Raw genomic sequence first — 15,842 nt, forward strand, 5'->3', positions numbered from 1 at the left:
GTGTTCCGGCACTGGCGTAACACCTACAGCAACACCCCAACCCACAAGGAACAGCTGTGCCGCAAAGTACTCCCACAGATCTCCAGAACCCGTCGGCTCCATCCACGGCCGTCGGTTCCAACCTCAGCGCCGAGGGATATCAGAAGACCCTGAGCCGCCGCCACGTCACCATGATCGCCATGGGTGGCGCTATCGGCGTCGGCCTGTTCATGGGCGCCGGTGGCCGTCTGGCCTCCACCGGCCCGGCCCTGATCTTCTCCTACGCCATTGCCGGCGTCATCGCTTACCTGCTGATGCGCGCCCTCGGCGAACTCATCATGTACCGCCAGACCTCCGGCTCCTTCGTGAGCTACGCAGGTGAAATGTTCGGCAAGAAGGGCGCCTTCCTCTCCGGGTGGATGTACTTCATCAACTGGGCCATGACAGGCATCGCTGAGCTCATCGCGATCGGCCTGTACTTCCAGTTCTTCTTCCCCAATGTGCCCATTGAACTCTCCGCCATCGCAGCGTTGGTGCTGCTGGTGGCCGTGAACTTGTTCAGCGTCAAGGCGTTCGGTGAGTTCGAATTCTGGGCCTCCTGCCTCAAGGTCGCGGCCATCGTAATCTTCCTCGCCGTTGGCACGTTCATGGTTGTCACCAACGCCAAGGTAGGCGATGGCAACGCGTCCGTGGCCAACCTCTTCCACGAAGACGGCGGCATGTTCCCCAAGGGTGGCCTGGTGATGATCCTGGTCCTCAACGCCGTGATCTTCGCCTACAACGCCATTGAGCTTGTCGGTATTACAGCCGGCGAGATGGAAAACCCGGAACGCGAAGTCCCCAAGGCGATCCGCGCCGTCGTGGTCCGTATTGTGGTTTTCTACGTCGGTTCGGTGACGCTGCTCGCGATGCTGCTGCCGTCAGACCAGTACGTTGCCGGCACCTCGCCGTTCGTTACCGTGTTCGGGCAAATGGGCCTCGGCTGGATGGGCGACGTCATGAACATGATCGTCATCACCGCCGCGCTGTCCTCCTGCAACTCGGGCCTGTACTCGATCGGCCGTATCTTCCGCACCATGGCCAACAATGGCCACGCCCCGCAGTGGCTCACCAAGATGTCCACACGCCACGTGCCGTACGCGGCCATCCTGGCGATCGGCGGCGTCTACCTCGTAGGTATCCTGCTCAACATCTGGCTGGGTGGCTCGCACGCGTTCGACCTCGCGCTGAACACGGCATCCATCGGCGTGATCTTCACATGGGGCTCCATCTTCGCGAGCCAGATCGCCCTCCGGAAGAAGCGCGGCAACGTCTCCAGCCTGCCGATGCCCGGTTCGCCGTGGACAAGCTGGGTGGGTCTCATCGCCCTGCTGGCCATCACCGTGCTGATCGGCTTCGATTCCATAACCGACAAGGAAACCGGCGAGGTCTTCCTACTTGGCCTGTGGACCCTCGCGACCATTCCGTTCTTCGCCCTGGTGCTGTGGCTCGGATGGCAGAAGGTCAAGAACAACGAACCCAAGAGCGAGCTGTTCAGCTAAGGCTCAAGTTTCAAACGCTTCAAACGCTTCAAACGTCCGACGGTGCGTGCCTCCCTATGGGGGCGCGCGCCGTTTGCGTTGTGGGGCCGTGGCGTTGTGGGGCCTGCTTTGCGCTTTATGCGGGGGGTGAGTCGTGCAGAGTGGGCCTCGCAACGAGCACCCCTCGCGTTGTGAGGTCTGCTTTGCACCTTATGGGCGGGGTGAGTCGTGCAGAGTGGGCCTCGCAACGAGCACCCCGGTTGGGAGTGTCGGGGGTCGGGTCTAGGCTCGATGTATGGAACACACCACCACCCTGACGCAGCACGTCAACGCAAGGCCGGAGAAGGTTTGGGCCGTCATCTCGGACATTCCCGGCTCGGCCGGCACGCTCTCCGGCATCGACTCAATCCAGATGCTCAGTGAGGGCCCTTATGGTGAGGGCACCCGCTGGAAGGAAACCCGGACCATGATGGGTAAGCAGGAGACTGTTGAGATGTGGGTTTCCGAGACTGACCCTCCGCGCAGCACTACGGTCAAGGCGCTTCAAGGTGGCGCGGACTACACCACCCGTTTTACCTTGAACGAGCGCGACGGCGGCACAGATCTGACGCTGAACTTCGGCGCAGAGATGATCAACCCCTCGCTCATCAGCAAGGTGGGCATGGCCCTGTTCGGGAAGATCGGGATGAACATGACCCGCAAAGCCCTCAGCAAAGACTTGGCTGAGATCGCAGCCAAAGCGGAATCGCTCTGATGGCGGCAGCGAAGGTAGCGGCACCCAAGATTTCGCCTGTGCGGTTGGACGAATTGCGTGACGACGACGCCCCGGACTTCCAGCGTGGCGAACGGTACGACGGCGTCCGGCTCACCCGGGTTTCTGCCGACGGAGAGGAACTGAGCGGTGCGGATTTCATTGAATGTGAGCTGAACGGTGTCTCCTTCAATGAGGCGCAGCTGCGGGGGGCAACGTTCCGCGAGTGCATCTTTTCGGAGCCGTATGCTCCCGTCTTCATGGCCGCCCGGACTTCCTGGCAGGATGTGGAGATCACCAATCCACGGTGGGGGTCTGCCGAACTTTATGAGGGGAACTGGCGCTCCGTCCGTATCGACGGCGGGAAGCTGGACTATGTGAATCTGCGCGGCTCCAAGCTCATGGATCTTCAGATCTCCGATTGCATCATCAACGAGCTCGACCTGGGCGGCTGCACGGGAACGCGGTTGGCATTGAAGAACTGCACCATTGGGACGCTGGATGTTACCGGCGCCAAGCTGAAGGACGTAGATCTGCGCACGTCGGAATTCCGTGGAATTAACGGTCTGGCAGGCCTCGCAGGAGTGGTGATTGATGACTATCAGCTGAGCCTCATGGCGCCGCTACTGGCTGGCCACTTGGGGATCCGGGTGGTCTGATCCGGGCTTGGGGCCGGTCTCCGCTGCTCCGTAACTGAGGGGTCAGCTGTTGACCGGCCCGCCGGGCCGTGTAATCTTTATAGAACGAACGGTCGGTATATTATTCCGAACCGGTCCCTTTCACTTCGCGAAGGATGTTCTCATGGTCGAGGCTTTTCTTGTTGGCGGCGCGCGTACGCCTGTAGGTCGTTACGGTGGGGCACTGTCCTCCGTCCGCCCGGACGATCTCGCAGCATTGGTGGTCCGGGAAGCGGTGGCGCGTGCCGGCGTCGATCCTGACTCCATAGATGAGGTAATCCTCGGCAATGCCAACGGCGCGGGCGAGGAAAACCGGAACGTGGCCCGCATGGCCACCCTTCTGGCCGGACTTCCCCTTCACATCCCCGGCATCACAGTAAACCGCCTGTGCGCCTCTGGCCTCAGCGCGATCATCATGGCCAGCCACATGATCAAGTCCGGAGCTGCGGACATCGTGGTGGCGGGTGGCGTTGAATCCATGAGCCGGGCGCCTTGGGTGCAGGAGAAGCCGACCACAGCGTTCGCCAAGCCTGGCCAGATTTTCGATACGTCCATCGGCTGGCGCTTCGCCAATCCGCTCTTCACCAAGGGCGAGCTTTCCCGCGACGGCAAAATGACCTACTCCATGCCTGAAACGGCGGAGGAAGTAGGCCGCGTGGACAACATCTCCCGCGAGGACGCTGACGCCTTTGCTGTCCGCTCCCACGAGCTTGCGCTGGCCGCCATCGCCGGTGGCCGGTTCAAGGATGAGATTGTCCCTGTCACGGTGAAGACCCGAAAGTCGGAGACCGTGGTGGACACTGATGAAGGCCCCCGCGAAGGCACCACCATGGACGTTTTGGCCGGACTGCGGCCCGTCGTCCCCGGAGGATCCGTGGTCACTGCCGGCAACTCATCAACGCTCAACGACGGCGCCTCAGCCATCATCGTCGCTTCTGAAGCCGCCATCAAGAAGTTCGGCCTGACGCCCCGTGCCCGCATCATCGACGGAGCCTCTGCAGGATGCGAACCCGAAATCATGGGCATTGGCCCGGTCCCTGCCACGCAAAAGGTCCTGGCACGCGCCGGACTCAGCGTGGATCAGCTGGGCGCCGTGGAACTCAACGAAGCCTTCGCTACCCAATCGTTGGCAAGCATGCGTCGCCTCGGACTGAACCCGGACATCGTAAACAACGACGGCGGCGCCATCAGTTTGGGGCACCCGCTGGGTTCCAGCGGCTCCCGCATTGCTATTACGCTGCTGGGCCGCATGGAGCGCGAGCTCGCTTCATCGTCCGGACCGAAGCTCGGACTGGCCACCATGTGCATCGGTGTCGGACAGGGCACCGCGATGCTGCTGGAAGGCGTGTAATGGTGCTGAATGCGAAAGACTTCACCACACTTCTCCTCGAAGAGCGCGAAGACCGACTCACTGTTCTGCTGAACCGTCCAGAGGTCCGTAATGCGATTGACCAGACGATGGTGGACGAACTCCACCTTGTCTGCGCCGAACTCGAGCGGAATCCTAAGGTGCTGATTATTGCCGGGACCGAGGGCGTATTCGCCTCCGGTGCTGACATTGGACAGCTGCGGGAACGCCGACGGGATGACGCCCTGCAGGGAATCAATTCCACAATCTTTGTCCGCATCGCCAAATTGCCCATGCCCGTTATCGCGGCCTTGGACGGGTACTGCCTTGGCGGGGGAGCCGAGCTCGCATACGCCGCCGACTTCCGCATCGGTACTCCGAGCGTCCGCATCGGTAATCCGGAGACCGGGCTGGGGATTCTTGCTGCAGCTGGAGCCAGCTGGCGGCTCAAGGAGTTGGTAGGGGAGCCGAAGGCCAAGGAGATCCTCCTGGCCGGTGCCGTACTCCGCGCCGAAGAAGCTCTGCGCATCAGCCTGATCACGGAGATCCACGAAGCTCCTGAGCTGATGGATGCAGCGCACAAATTGGCCGACAGGATTGGACGCCAGGATCCCTTGGCAGTGCGCATCACCAAGTCGGTGTTCCACGCCCCGGCTGAAGCCCACCCGCTGATCGACACACTAGCCCAGGGGATCCTTTTCGAGTCCCAAGCAAAGTTCGATCGCATGCAGGCGTTCTTGGACAAGAAATCGGCGAAGGCTTCGCAAGACACAGCCGTCCCGGACACAGCCGCCCCCGCCCCCGCCACTGCCGCCCCGACGCAAGACAGGACCTGGAAATGACCGAAGTTCCCGCCATCCCGCACGTTGTTGGCGTCCTTGGCGGCGGCCGTATGGGTGCTGGTATCGCACATGCATTCCTTACTAAGGGCGCCACCGTGATCGTGGTGGAACGCGATCACGAGGCAGCGGCCGGAGCACAGGGTCGCGTTGCTGATGCCGTAGCCAAGTCCGCCGCCCGCGGCACCTTGAGCGAAACCCCCGAAGAGGCGATGTCCCGCTTCAGCACCTCCACGGACTACGAATCCTTCATCCACTGCGGCCTCGTAGTGGAGGCCGTGCCTGAGGACTACGACCTCAAAGTCACAGCCCTGAAGGCTGTGGAGGACCACTTGTCCGCCGATGCTTACCTGGCCTCGAACACGTCCTCGCTCTCGGTCACTGGGCTCGCCAACGCACTTCGCCGTCCAGCCAACTTTGTTGGACTGCACTTCTTCAACCCTGTGCCTGCGTCAACCCTCATTGAGGTGGTGCTGGCCAAGGAAACGTCTCCCGAACTGGCTGAGGCCGCGAAAAGCTGGACCGAGGCACTCGGCAAGACCGCCGTCGTCGTCAATGACGCTCCCGGCTTTGCGTCCTCAAGGCTCGGTGTCGCAATTGCCCTTGAAGCGATGCGCATGATGGAAGAAGGAGTGGCGTCGGCGGAAGACATCGATGCCGCCATGGTCCTCGGCTACAAGCACCCCACGGGTCCGCTCAAGACCACTGACATTGTTGGCTTGGATGTCAGGTTGGGCATTGCCGAGTACCTTCACTCCACGCTGGGCGACCGTTTCGCTCCGCCGCAGATCCTCCGCGATAAAGTGGCGCGTGGGGAGCTGGGACGTAAGACGGGCAAAGGTTTCTTCGACTGGAACGACTGAAGCCCGGGGGTGCGGTTAGGCTAACCGGGTGACTTCTATCGAACCCATCACCCTGACCGGAAAATTCGTGACGCTGGAACCGTTGAGCCAGGAACACCACGACGGCCTGGTGGATGCAGCTCGGGACGGCGATCTCTGGAAGCTTTGGTACACCTCCGTCCCGACGCCGGAGGGCATGGCTGCTGAAATCGATCGCCGCCTGGACTTGCAGGCTAAAGGGTCCATGGTGCCGTTTGCCACGCGCTCCAACGCAACAGGCAAGCTCATAGGAATGACGACTTACATGAACATCGATCACCAGACCCCACGCTTGGAGATCGGATCCACGTGGAACGCCGCGTCGGCGCACGGCACGGGGACCAACCCGGATTCGAAGCTGCTGCTCCTGCGGCACGCCTTCGAAACGCTTGGTTGCGTAGCTGTTGAATTCTGCACGCACTGGATGAACCAGCAGTCCCGCGAAGCCATTGCCCGTCTCGGTGCCAAACAGGATGGCGTCCTTCGAAGCCACTCGCGCAGCAAGGACGGCGCCCTCCGGGACACCGTGGTGTTCTCCATCCTCGATCACGAATGGCCCGCCGTGCGCAACGGCCTGGAATTCCGGCTGGCGAAGTACGGCGCTTAGCTGTTGTTATCAAAAGTAGGGTAGCCAGACGTCTGTACCGCGTTGCCTGCCAGGCGTAACCTTGCCAACACATTGCCCCGTACGCGGCCGACGGGTGGGCGAGCCGCGAAGTGACCCCTTTGATGGGTCACCGGAGCCCCAAAGAGCAGCATGAAGGGGAAGCATCATGGCAACTCATCGAGCACGACGCCGGAACTTGGCTTTTGCAGGCGGACTCGCCGCCCTGGCACTCACGTTAGGATTTACGGCCAGTCCGGCCGCCGCCGCGCCGCCGCCACCGGTGACGTATGTGGCACTCGGTGATTCGTACACGGCGGGGACCGGTGCGGGGGCTTTGAGCAGGCCGCCTGTTGCTTGTTGGCAAAGCCCAGGTGGTTACGTCGACCTTGCTGACGCTTCGCCGAAAGTCACCCTGGTGGCTAACTTGGCATGTCACGGAGCCGTGTTGTTCCCTGTGCCACCCTTCTATGACGGCGTGACGCCGACTGTCGGCGAACAAATCCTCGCGGGCCAGCAGGCCTTGGCGGGTGCTGACCTGGTCAGCATCACCGCTGGTGCCGTGGATGCCGGAAGTGGGCTCGCGTTGCAGGCGTGCGCTACTCCGGATACACAGCTTTGCGCAGCCACAGTGACCGCGATCATTCAGAACCTGCAGACTGGAACTCTGCAAACCGCCCTGGCCACCACATACCAAGCCATCCAGATGAGTGCGCCGGATGCTGTCATCGCTGTTTTTGGTTATCCACGCCTGTTTGAGCCGTCCCAAGGCGACATTGTGATCAATGGGATCACAATTGTTCCCGTCCAGAACCAAATACTCGTCAATCAAGCTATCGATGCCCTTAATGCAACCATCGCAGCTGCGGTCGAAAGCAGCGGGACCAACGCTGTGTTTATCGATGTAACCAAACGGTTCCTCGGGCATGCGGTGAACTCGGATAATCCGTGGATCGTGCTCGACCTGACCCAGCCGCTTCTGGACGCGAACTTCCATCCGAACGACGCCGGACATCAGGCCTACGCCTCAGCCCTGCTGTCCACCATCAAACCCTCGCAACTCGCTAGGCGTTAGACCACTCGACCGTTGTTGACCCGCTGTTCCGTTGTTGGCCAACAACGGAACAGCGGGTCAACAACGTTCATTCAGTCAGCTGCAAGGTCACAGCCGAATTCCTTCCCCCGCAAGGGCACTCCGAACCGAGGTCCAGGACTTCAGGACTTCCAGCACCTCAGGGTCCCGTTCGGCCAGGATGGCTTGTTGGTACGAGTCCTCCAGCAGTGAATCCACGGAAACGCGGGTGCCTGTGGAAGCACTGAGGATGGCGGCTTCCACCATGGCCAGGCTCATGATGTTCTGGTGAACCCGTCCCATCGGTGTGCTTCCCGTGCGCACAGCGGACACGAAGTCCCGCAAGGACCCGGCGATTTCCTGGCCAGGATCCTCAGCACCCGACGTATCGCCGGAAACGGGAACAGAGGAGGCCGGTTCATTGTCGCCGTCCCACAGGACAGTGCCATGCTCCCCGCTGATCCGCCATGACGCATTCCACGAGGTTTCCTGGCCAGGGCTGCACCAGCTACCGGTGAACACGAAGCGCTCGCCGCCGGTCATCTCGAAGATGGCCGTGGAACCTGCATCTCCGCGATACCAGCTCCAGGATGGGTTGTACTCCTCGCAGAACACGGAGACCGGATCGGCGTCGAGCAGGAAACGGGCCATATCGAACTGGTGGATGGCCATATCCAGTAGGAGCGGGTGATCCATGGCATCCCGGAAACCGCCGAAGTGCGGGGCCTTGAAGAACTCGGCTGAGACGATCCCAATGGAACCCAAGGAGGAGGACAGGCGCTTGGCCAAAAACAGGTGCCGGTTGTAACGCCGGGACTGGCTGACCATGAACAGCTGGCCGTGAAGCTCGGCCGCAGCCGCCAAGGACAGGCCTTGCGCCACCGTTGAAGCAACCGGCTTTTCACCGAGGACCGGCAAGCCCGCGGCCAGCGCTTCGGTAGTTACCGGATGATGCGCCGCAGGAACGGTGACGTTGATGACTGCCTGGGCTCCGACGTCGGACGCCAACTGGGCGGTGCCGGCACCGACCGGCAGATCGGGACGGCCCAACGACGCCGCCGCCTCAGCGGCAGCCGTAAGGTCGAGATCAACAATGCCCACCAGCTCAACCAACGGCGACGATTCCACCGTTCGAAGCCACGCGCGGCCCATGCCCCCTGCACCTACAACAACGACGCGGAGGGGAGTACCGTCGTCGGGAATGGTAGCGAAGGGCGTGCTCACGCGTTGGCTCCCTGGTAGCTCTTGCCGTTGAAGAAGTCGTTGGTTTCGTAGCGAAGCAGCTCCGGAACAGCGCGTTCGGGGCGGTCGGTTACGGCCCATTCCACGGCGTTGGCGATCACGCGTCGGACGTCCTTGTGGTGATAGACGGGGTAGTCCTGGTCGCCTGGGCTGAAGAAGAAGATTTTGCCGTGACCGCGCCGGAACGTGCAGCCCGAACGGAAGACTTCGCCGCCGCTGAACGAGCTGATGAACACCAGTTCCTCGGGCGTAGGGATGTCGAAGAATTCGCCGTACATTTCCTGCTGCGGAATCTCGATGGGGTGCGGGATGCCCTTGGCGATGGGGTGCGTGGGGTCCACGGTCCACACGAGTTCGCGATCCTGCTCGGAGCGCCAACGCAGCGTGCATGACGTTCCCATCAGCCTGGTGAAGATCTTGGACCAGTGCCCGGAGTGCAATACGATCAGGCCCATTCCGGCCAGGACATGCCGGTGGACGCGTTCTACGATCTCGTCCTCAACATCTGCATGGGACATGTGCCCCCACCAAGTAAGCACGTCGGTGTTGGCGAGGACTTCCTCGGTGAGGCCGTGCTCGGGTTCGTCCAGTGTTGCGGTCCGGACCTCGACGGCGGTACCCAGGTTCTCTTCGATGCCCGCCTTGACGGCGCCGTGCATACCGTCCGGGTAGAGGCGGGCTACCAGTTCGTCGCGCTTCTCGTGGCGATTCTCGGACCAAACGGTCACGCGGATGGGCTTGCTCTCAGTCATTGTTTTCTCCTTGAAAGGTGTGGAAAGCGGTCTACTTGACCGCACCGCCGGTGGTGCCGGCGGCGATGTATTTTTGGGCCGCGACCAGCAGGACGATGGCCGGGATAGACGCGAGTACCGCCGTCGCCATGACAGAACTCCAGTCATTCACGTAGGCGCCGATGTACTGGAAGATGCCCAGGGTGACGGGGCGGACTGCTTCGGTGGTGGTGAGGGTCAGTGCGAAGAGGAAGTCGCTCCAGGCGAACAGGAACGTGAACAGCCCCGCTGTGATCAGTGAATTCCGGCTGAGCGGGAGCACAATCGACCAGAATGCCCGGAGGTGGCCTGCACCATCCACGCGCGCGGCCTCGATCACCGAGGCCGGCATGCCGTTCATGAAGGCCCGGATGATGAGGATCGCGAACGGGATTCCGTGGGCAGAATCAGCCAGGATCAGTCCCGGGATGGAGTTGAGTAGGCCGAGATCGTTGTACGCGGTGTAGAGGGCGTTGGCCACCACGATCCCCGGAATCATCTGGCTGATGAGGATCGCGAACAGGACCACACCTGCGCCGCGGACCTTGAAGTACGCCAAGGCATAGGCGGCCGGAGCTGCAATGGCCAGGCTCAGCGCCACACTGCCCAGCGAAATGATGAGGCTGGTTCGCAGGTTCCCTGCTTGCTCATTGATGGCTGTTGCGTAGCCGGTGAAGTCGGGCTTCAGCGGGAACCACGAGGTTTCCAAGGTGGTGCCGTTGGGTTGCAGGGAGGCGTTGACCATCCAATAGACGGGGAACAGCATGATGGCCAGGAAGAAGATGGCCAATGCCGTGTATCCCCAGTTCTTGCGTCCCGTTGTTTTTGGGCCGCTACGCCGGAGCGTGGGTGCCTTCAGTACGGTCGTCATGCTGTCCTCACTCGTCCACTGCGCGTCGGCTGGCCCGCAAGTACAGGACTGCGAAGACCAGGGAGATGATCACCAGTACGTTGCCCAGGGCCGCACCTTCACCGAACTTGAATTCGTGGAAGGACAGGTTGTAGGACTGCGTCGCGATGGTTTGGGTGGAATTGGCGGGCCCGCCGTTGGTGAGGCCCAGAATGATGTCCAGCACCTTGAGCGTGTAGACGACGCCGAGCACCAGGACCACGCTCACCACTGGCCGCAGCATGGGCCACGTGATGTGCCGGAAGGCCTTCCACCCGGTGGCGCCGTCCAGTGAGCCGGCCTCGTACAGCTCGTCCGGGATTTCCTGCAGGCCGCCGTAGAGGATGGTCAGGTTGAACGGGATGCCAATCCAAATGTTCACGCCCACCACGGCAATGAGGGCCAGCGAGGTGCTGGTGAGCAACGGAATACCGGTATCGATGATGCCGAGGTCACCCAGGAAACGGTTCAGCGCGCCGCTGTCTTTATCCAGGATCCATCGCCACACGGCACTGGAAACGATCAAGGGAAGGAGCCAGGGGAGCAGGAGCAGGGACCGCAGGATTCCGTTGAGCGGGAACTTGCGCTGGAAGAAGATGGCCAGCGCCAGCCCGATCACGAACTGGCCAACAATGGAGCCGATGGTGAACAAGACGGTGTTCAGCAGTGAGGTTGAGAACAACGACGACGACAATACAGTCACGTAGTTGGAGAACCCCACCCAAGGGGCTTCTCCGGTGAAGAACGTGGAGGTGGTGTACTCCTGGAAGCTCATGACCACGTTCTTGACTACCGGATACCCGAAGAACAACGTCATGTAGACCACTGCGGGGACCAGGAAGAGCCACTGGAAGATGCGCTCGCGGCGCTGGCGGGAACGGCGCCGGGGCGCGGGTTTTTCGGTCCCTGAGCCGCGGGTTTTCACGGCTGTGCCGGCGGCCTGCCCTTCTGAATGAGGTAAATCGGTAGCTAATGACATGGCAGGCTGCCTACTGACCCTGGGCTTGCTTGAGGGCGTCGGCCGGGGAGGCGTTGCCCGTTAGTGATGTCTGGATGGCTGTGTAGATCTTGGTGGCCTGTGCCGGCCATTCCTCGCCGAGCTGGCCGGTGCGTGCACGGGCGGTTTTGATCAGCTCGGTGAACGTGGCGAGCTTGGGGTTGTCGCTGGCGAACTTGTCCGAGAGTGTGGTCTTGGAGGGAATGGTGTTGCGGGCGGTAGCCATGGCGAGCTGGTTCTCGTCGCTGTTCAAGCAGGCAACCATCTCTGCTGCCTTGGCTTGCCGGGCCTTGTTCCCGGTCTGAGGGACAGTCCATACCTCGCCGCCGAGCGGAGCCACGGACGTCTGCCCGGCTTCACGCACAGGAATCTTCACTACGCCGTACTGAAGCGTGGGCTGCTTGTCCAACGCCGGGATCTGCCACGGTCCGTTGACCATCATGGCGGCCTTGCCCGCCAGGAACTGGTCTTTGACATCAGCCTGGGTCCAGTTGAGGGCAGAGGAGGAGACAGAACCGCTCTTGACCAGGTCGGTCCACAGTTGCAGCGCCTGCTCGGTCTCCTTGGTGTCAATCTTCTTTTCATCGCCACCGTTGGACCACATGACAGGAAGGAACTGCCATGTGCCCTCGTAGGTGGGGTTGGCGTTGAATGCCAGTCCGTACTGGTCACCAGCAGTGAGCTTTGCGGAGGCTGCCTTGAGCTCATCCCACGTTGTGGGCGGGGTGACGCCGGCCTTGGCCAGAATGTCTTTGTTGTAGAACAGAGCGATGGTGTTCACCGTGGGTGCCAGGCCGTACACCTTGTCCTTGTACGTGCCGGCGCTCAGCACGCCTTCAGCGAAGTTCTCCGTGCTGACTTTGAAATCGGCAAGGGGAGCCAGGGCACCGGTGGCCGCGATTTGCTGGAGATCCGGGTTGTCCAACATGAGGACGTCAGGCAGGGTCTTGGAGGAGGACTGCTGGAGGACTTTGGAAATGAGTGATTTTCCGGGGACAGTTTCCCGCTTGACTGTAACGCCCAGCTGGGTGCCGCACTTGGTTAGGGCATCGCCGATGAACGACTTGTCCGGCTCGTTGTTGTAGTAATCCATCACGGAGAGTTCCGTGACCGCCTCGGACGACGACGCGGCGGTGGAGGTGCCGCAGCCGGAAACGACCAGCGGTAAGCCGACCAGGGCGGCCACTGCCACTGCAAGCGGACGGGATGTCCTTTGTGCTGACTTCATTGTCTGTTCCTTCTTCTGGGGTGGACTATCGATGCGTATCGACGATGCGTATCGATGAGTTCGGAAAGGGAGGTGGATCAGGTGATTACAGAGAAAAGACTAAGCTGCCGTGGGGTGGGCGGAGCGTGCTTGAACGGTGCGTAATGACCGTAGGTACCAGTTCCAGGGATTCGTGTGGTCCCTGGTTCTCGGCTTCGAGGAGGTCGCAAATAATCTTCACTGCGCGGCGGGAAACTTCTGCCGGACGGAGGTCAATGGTGGAAAGCGGAATGGGCTGAAGTTCGGCCAGCGTGGGGGAGGCGCTGCCGATGACGGAGACATCCACCCCCGGAGTCAGGCCGCGGCTGTTCAGTACACGGCGGAGCACGTCCTGGACAGTCCCGTCCGGAGCAATGAAAGCCGGAACTCCTGTTGTTTCGGCCAAGGCCTTGTCAACAGAGGCGGCGATGACATCGCGGTCGGTGCCGCCCGGAAGGTGCAGTACGCGGACGCCGGCATCCCGCGCCGCCTTGTCGGTGCCGGACATGAAGCGTTCTACGTAATTCACGTGGCGCTCCACCACCTCCGGCTGCCAACCGATCACAGAAATGACACTGTGCCCGGCCGCTGACAAATCTTGGACGCATTGTTCCCCGGCCATTTCAAAGTCCGCATCGATGCAGACCAGGCCGGAGGGGTCGTGCGGGATTCCGATCAACACCACGGGTACGTTAAGGCTGCGAACCACGGGGAGACGTTCGTCATCCCCTTCAACCTGCATGAGGATCAGGCCGTCGCAGATCTGCTGGCCCACCACGCGCTTCAGCCCTGGTGCACCTTCATCCTCTGTGACCAGGAGAATGTCGTGATCATAACGTCTGGCAGTGTTGGCGATCACGGATACGAACTCCATGATCGAGGCCATGTGCAGTTCAGGTATGAAGGGGATCACCAGGCCGATGACCCGGGTCTTGCGGCTGGCAAGGGCTCGAGCGCCGGCGTTGGGTTGGTACGTCAGTTGCTGAATAGCGTCTTCAACTTTTTTGCGGGTCTTCTCGGAGATCGGCCGCTTGCCACTCAGTACGTAGGAGACTGTGCTTTGAGCTACTCCGGCGGCTTGGGCAACGTCCTTGCTGGTGGGCATGGCTTGACCTCCTTGTGCTCTCTGCTGAACAGTTCCTGTGGTTGTCGATACGTATCGTCGATGCGCATCGCGAATGAGTATGACATGGGTCACTCAGCCTCCGCAAGACCTCATACCCAAACTTTGTGCTTAGCTGGCTCCTATGGATGGGACCACTTCAGCTCACCAAGGCGTCCACTGGGACGGCGCCGTCAATGCGTGGCAGATCGCCGGGGACGTGTACCGGATGGGGCGCCACGAATGGGTCACGGAAGCCGGGTGGCAGCAGATGTACGACGACGGCGTCCGCACCGTGATCGATCTCCGCGCCTCTCGCGAGCGGCGGCAACGCGACACCGATCCCGAGGTGCCGGACGACGTGAAGGCGCGTATCGACGTCGTGCATTGCCCAACGGAAGATCCGGACCATCGGGACTTCAGCGAGCTTTTCGGCCCGTACCTGAAGGACCCTGCGCAGTACGGTGATTATCTTGAGCTGTTCGCCGACAAGATCGCAGCGGTCTTCAAAGCCATTGCGGCGTCGCCCGGCAAGGTGGTGATTCACTGCTCCGCGGGAAGGGACCGTAGCGGCGTGATCGCTTTGATCCTGCAGCGTTTGGCGGGGGTTGGGGATGAGGAGATCGTGCACGGATACGAGCTCGCAGCCCGGGGGATCAACGAGCGTCACCGCACCCACGGGGCACCGCATACGCACGATCCCTACCTGTCCGACGCCGCTCTGGAGGCGATGTTGACCGAGCGGCGGGAGAGTCTGAGGGCCTTCCTTGCGTCGCTAGATGCGGCCGGGTTCCTGGCAGAGAACGGTGTTTCCGGACCGGAGTTGGCCGCCGTCCGGGCAAAACTCGGAGTGGCCGACGCTGCTAAGATGCAGAGTTGACTAATCTCTGACATGGATGGATCCGCATGACTTCCGGCGCCCGCGTCACCATCGTGACCCGAACCAAGAACCGACCCATCTTCCTGGCACGGGCTTTGGATGACATCTTCGCCCAGACCTTCCAGGACTTCGAGCTGGTGATAGTCAACGACGGCGGGAACCCGGCCGACGTCGAACACCTCACCTCCCAGCGGTCGGAAGCGGAACGGTCCCGCATCACCACCATTCACCATGCTGAGTCAGCTGGCATGGAGGGGGCATCGAATGCCGGTCTCAAGGCCGGTTCCGGCGAGTTCGTGGTGATTCATGACGACGACGACTTTTGGGCCCCCGAGTTCCTTGCCCGCACAGTGGCCTACCTCGACGATCCCGCGCATGCTGCTGAAAGCGGTGTGATGGTGCGGACTGAGATCGTCATCGAGGAGCTTGTGGAGGGCAGGATCGAGCCCATCAGCCGTGAAATCTTCTGGGCCGACATGCGGCAGATAACGCTGGCGGACATGCTGAAGATCAACCGCGCGGTCCCTATTTCTTTCCTGTACCGACGCAATCTTCACGACCATGTGGGCTATTACAACGAGAACCTTCCCGTGGTGGGGGACTGGGAATTCCACCTCCGCGTCCTGAGTCACTCGCGCGTAGGATTCCTCGACGGCGAACCTCTCGCCTTCTGGTCGCAGCGTCCGGAATCCGCTGGGCACCACAGCAACAGCATCTTCGCAAAGGTTGCTGAACATGCACAGTACGATGCGTTGGTCCGCGACGATTACCTCCGCGACCAAGCCGCCCAAGGCGGACTCGGTACCATGCTTTACCTGACCCGGGTGCTGTCGGAGCAAGAGGACCTCATCGTTGCTCAGCAGCGACGCTTGGACGATTCCGCGGCCAAACTCGATCATATTCTGGAGCGCCTCGAGGCGTTGAACCAGACTGTGGTTGTGCGGACCAGCGTGGGGGAGTTCTTGAAGAAGCCCATGCTTTTGGTGCGGAAGCTGTTCAGGCGGGGCTAGCGGTTCCCGCGCGGAAACGGCCTCTCACCCTCATG

At 61.5% G+C, this 15,842-nt stretch carries 16 protein-coding genes; 10 read left to right on the top strand and 6 right to left on the bottom strand.

Annotation, left to right across the window (positions count from 1 at the left end):
• Window positions 1-56 precede the first annotated feature (56 nt).
• From M1D89_RS06625 to M1D89_RS06660, 8 genes are all read left to right on the top strand, one after another.
• Complete coding sequence (locus M1D89_RS06625) at window positions 57-1,520, top strand: amino acid permease (protein ID WP_498649123.1); 1,464 nt, start codon at window positions 57-59, stop codon at window positions 1,518-1,520.
• Between the two features lie 274 nt (window positions 1,521-1,794).
• Window positions 1,795-2,253, top strand: a complete 459-nt coding sequence (locus M1D89_RS06630; RefSeq protein ID WP_498649125.1) for an SRPBCC family protein — start codon at window positions 1,795-1,797, stop codon at window positions 2,251-2,253.
• Window positions 2,253-2,909 carry a pentapeptide repeat-containing protein gene (locus tag M1D89_RS06635; protein ID WP_498649127.1) on the top strand — a complete coding sequence of 219 codons (657 nt, stop codon included), beginning with the start codon at window positions 2,253-2,255 and terminating at the stop codon, window positions 2,907-2,909. The genes M1D89_RS06630 and M1D89_RS06635 overlap by 1 nt, the downstream gene beginning before the upstream one ends.
• 142 nt (window positions 2,910-3,051) lie before the next feature.
• Window positions 3,052-4,278 (top strand): thiolase family protein, encoded by a 1,227-nt coding sequence (locus M1D89_RS06640; protein ID WP_498649129.1) that lies wholly within the window; start codon window positions 3,052-3,054, stop codon window positions 4,276-4,278.
• Entirely contained in the window at window positions 4,278-5,117 is an 840-nt protein-coding gene (locus M1D89_RS06645) for an enoyl-CoA hydratase/isomerase family protein (RefSeq protein ID WP_498649132.1), read from the top strand. Before M1D89_RS06640 ends, M1D89_RS06645 begins: the two co-directional genes overlap by 1 nt.
• The gene (locus M1D89_RS06650) at window positions 5,114-5,977 is read left to right on the top strand and encodes a 3-hydroxyacyl-CoA dehydrogenase family protein (RefSeq protein WP_498649134.1); all 864 of its coding nucleotides are present in this window, start codon (window positions 5,114-5,116) and stop codon (window positions 5,975-5,977) included. Before M1D89_RS06645 ends, M1D89_RS06650 begins: the two co-directional genes overlap by 4 nt.
• 28 nt (window positions 5,978-6,005) lie before the next feature.
• On the top strand, window positions 6,006-6,602 hold the full coding sequence (locus tag M1D89_RS06655; protein ID WP_498649135.1) for a GNAT family N-acetyltransferase: 597 nt from the start codon (window positions 6,006-6,008) through the stop codon (window positions 6,600-6,602).
• Between the two features lie 166 nt (window positions 6,603-6,768).
• Window positions 6,769-7,674 (top strand): SGNH/GDSL hydrolase family protein, encoded by a 906-nt coding sequence (locus M1D89_RS06660; protein WP_498649137.1) that lies wholly within the window; start codon window positions 6,769-6,771, stop codon window positions 7,672-7,674.
• 87 nt (window positions 7,675-7,761) lie between these two features.
• Here the strand turns inward: M1D89_RS06660 and M1D89_RS06665 are convergent, their stop codons facing one another.
• The 6 genes from M1D89_RS06665 to M1D89_RS06690 all read right to left on the bottom strand — a co-directional run bounded on the left by M1D89_RS06665 (window position 7,762) and on the right by M1D89_RS06690 (window position 13,920).
• Entirely contained in the window at window positions 7,762-8,895 is a 1,134-nt protein-coding gene (locus M1D89_RS06665; RefSeq protein ID WP_498649138.1) for a Gfo/Idh/MocA family protein, read from the bottom strand.
• Complete coding sequence (locus M1D89_RS06670) at window positions 8,892-9,665, bottom strand: ThuA domain-containing protein (RefSeq protein WP_498649141.1); 774 nt, start codon at window positions 9,663-9,665, stop codon at window positions 8,892-8,894. Before M1D89_RS06670 ends, M1D89_RS06665 begins: the two co-directional genes overlap by 4 nt.
• A gap of 31 nt (window positions 9,666-9,696) precedes the next feature.
• Window positions 9,697-10,554, bottom strand: a complete 858-nt coding sequence (locus M1D89_RS06675) for a carbohydrate ABC transporter permease (protein ID WP_498649143.1) — start codon at window positions 10,552-10,554, stop codon at window positions 9,697-9,699.
• A 7-nt stretch (window positions 10,555-10,561) separates the two neighbouring features.
• Complete coding sequence (locus tag M1D89_RS06680) at window positions 10,562-11,551, bottom strand: carbohydrate ABC transporter permease (RefSeq protein WP_498649145.1); 990 nt, start codon at window positions 11,549-11,551, stop codon at window positions 10,562-10,564.
• A gap of 10 nt (window positions 11,552-11,561) precedes the next feature.
• Window positions 11,562-12,797 carry a sugar ABC transporter substrate-binding protein gene (locus M1D89_RS06685; protein WP_498649147.1) on the bottom strand — a complete coding sequence of 412 codons (1,236 nt, stop codon included), beginning with the start codon at window positions 12,795-12,797 and terminating at the stop codon, window positions 11,562-11,564.
• An 85-nt stretch (window positions 12,798-12,882) separates the two neighbouring features.
• A complete protein-coding gene (locus M1D89_RS06690) occupies window positions 12,883-13,920 on the bottom strand; it encodes a LacI family DNA-binding transcriptional regulator (RefSeq protein ID WP_498649149.1) in 1,038 nt (345 codons plus the stop codon).
• A 142-nt stretch (window positions 13,921-14,062) separates the two neighbouring features.
• On the opposite strand from M1D89_RS06690, the gene M1D89_RS06695 reads away from it, so the two are divergent.
• Window positions 14,063-14,797 (top strand): tyrosine-protein phosphatase, encoded by a 735-nt coding sequence (locus tag M1D89_RS06695; RefSeq protein WP_498649152.1) that lies wholly within the window; start codon window positions 14,063-14,065, stop codon window positions 14,795-14,797.
• Window positions 14,798-14,823: 26 nt separating this feature from the next.
• Window positions 14,824-15,807 carry a glycosyltransferase family 2 protein gene (locus M1D89_RS06700; protein WP_498649154.1) on the top strand — a complete coding sequence of 328 codons (984 nt, stop codon included), beginning with the start codon at window positions 14,824-14,826 and terminating at the stop codon, window positions 15,805-15,807.
• Window positions 15,808-15,842 lie beyond the last annotated feature (35 nt).

This window comes from Arthrobacter sp. D3-18, assembly GCF_054408525.1.

Bases quoted from the DNA above. Each gene is read 5' to 3' on its own strand.
- M1D89_RS06685 (WP_498649147.1), bottom strand. From the start codon at position 12,797: ATGAAGTCAGCACAAAGGACATCCCGTCCGCTTGCAGTGGCAGTGGCC.
- M1D89_RS06680 (WP_498649145.1), bottom strand. From the start codon at position 11,551: ATGTCATTAGCTACCGATTTACCTCATTCAGAAGGGCAGGCCGCCGGC.
- M1D89_RS06700 (WP_498649154.1), top strand. From the start codon at position 14,824: ATGACTTCCGGCGCCCGCGTCACCATCGTGACCCGAACCAAGAACCGA.
- M1D89_RS06640 (WP_498649129.1), top strand. From the start codon at position 3,052: ATGGTCGAGGCTTTTCTTGTTGGCGGCGCGCGTACGCCTGTAGGTCGT.
- M1D89_RS06645 (WP_498649132.1), top strand. From the start codon at position 4,278: ATGGTGCTGAATGCGAAAGACTTCACCACACTTCTCCTCGAAGAGCGC.
- M1D89_RS06660 (WP_498649137.1), top strand. From the start codon at position 6,769: ATGGCAACTCATCGAGCACGACGCCGGAACTTGGCTTTTGCAGGCGGA.
- M1D89_RS06650 (WP_498649134.1), top strand. From the start codon at position 5,114: ATGACCGAAGTTCCCGCCATCCCGCACGTTGTTGGCGTCCTTGGCGGC.
- M1D89_RS06690 (WP_498649149.1), bottom strand. From the start codon at position 13,920: ATGCCCACCAGCAAGGACGTTGCCCAAGCCGCCGGAGTAGCTCAAAGC.
- M1D89_RS06695 (WP_498649152.1), top strand. From the start codon at position 14,063: ATGGATGGGACCACTTCAGCTCACCAAGGCGTCCACTGGGACGGCGCC.
- M1D89_RS06630 (WP_498649125.1), top strand. From the start codon at position 1,795: ATGGAACACACCACCACCCTGACGCAGCACGTCAACGCAAGGCCGGAG.
- M1D89_RS06635 (WP_498649127.1), top strand. From the start codon at position 2,253: ATGGCGGCAGCGAAGGTAGCGGCACCCAAGATTTCGCCTGTGCGGTTG.
- M1D89_RS06675 (WP_498649143.1), bottom strand. From the start codon at position 10,554: ATGACGACCGTACTGAAGGCACCCACGCTCCGGCGTAGCGGCCCAAAA.
- M1D89_RS06670 (WP_498649141.1), bottom strand. From the start codon at position 9,665: ATGACTGAGAGCAAGCCCATCCGCGTGACCGTTTGGTCCGAGAATCGC.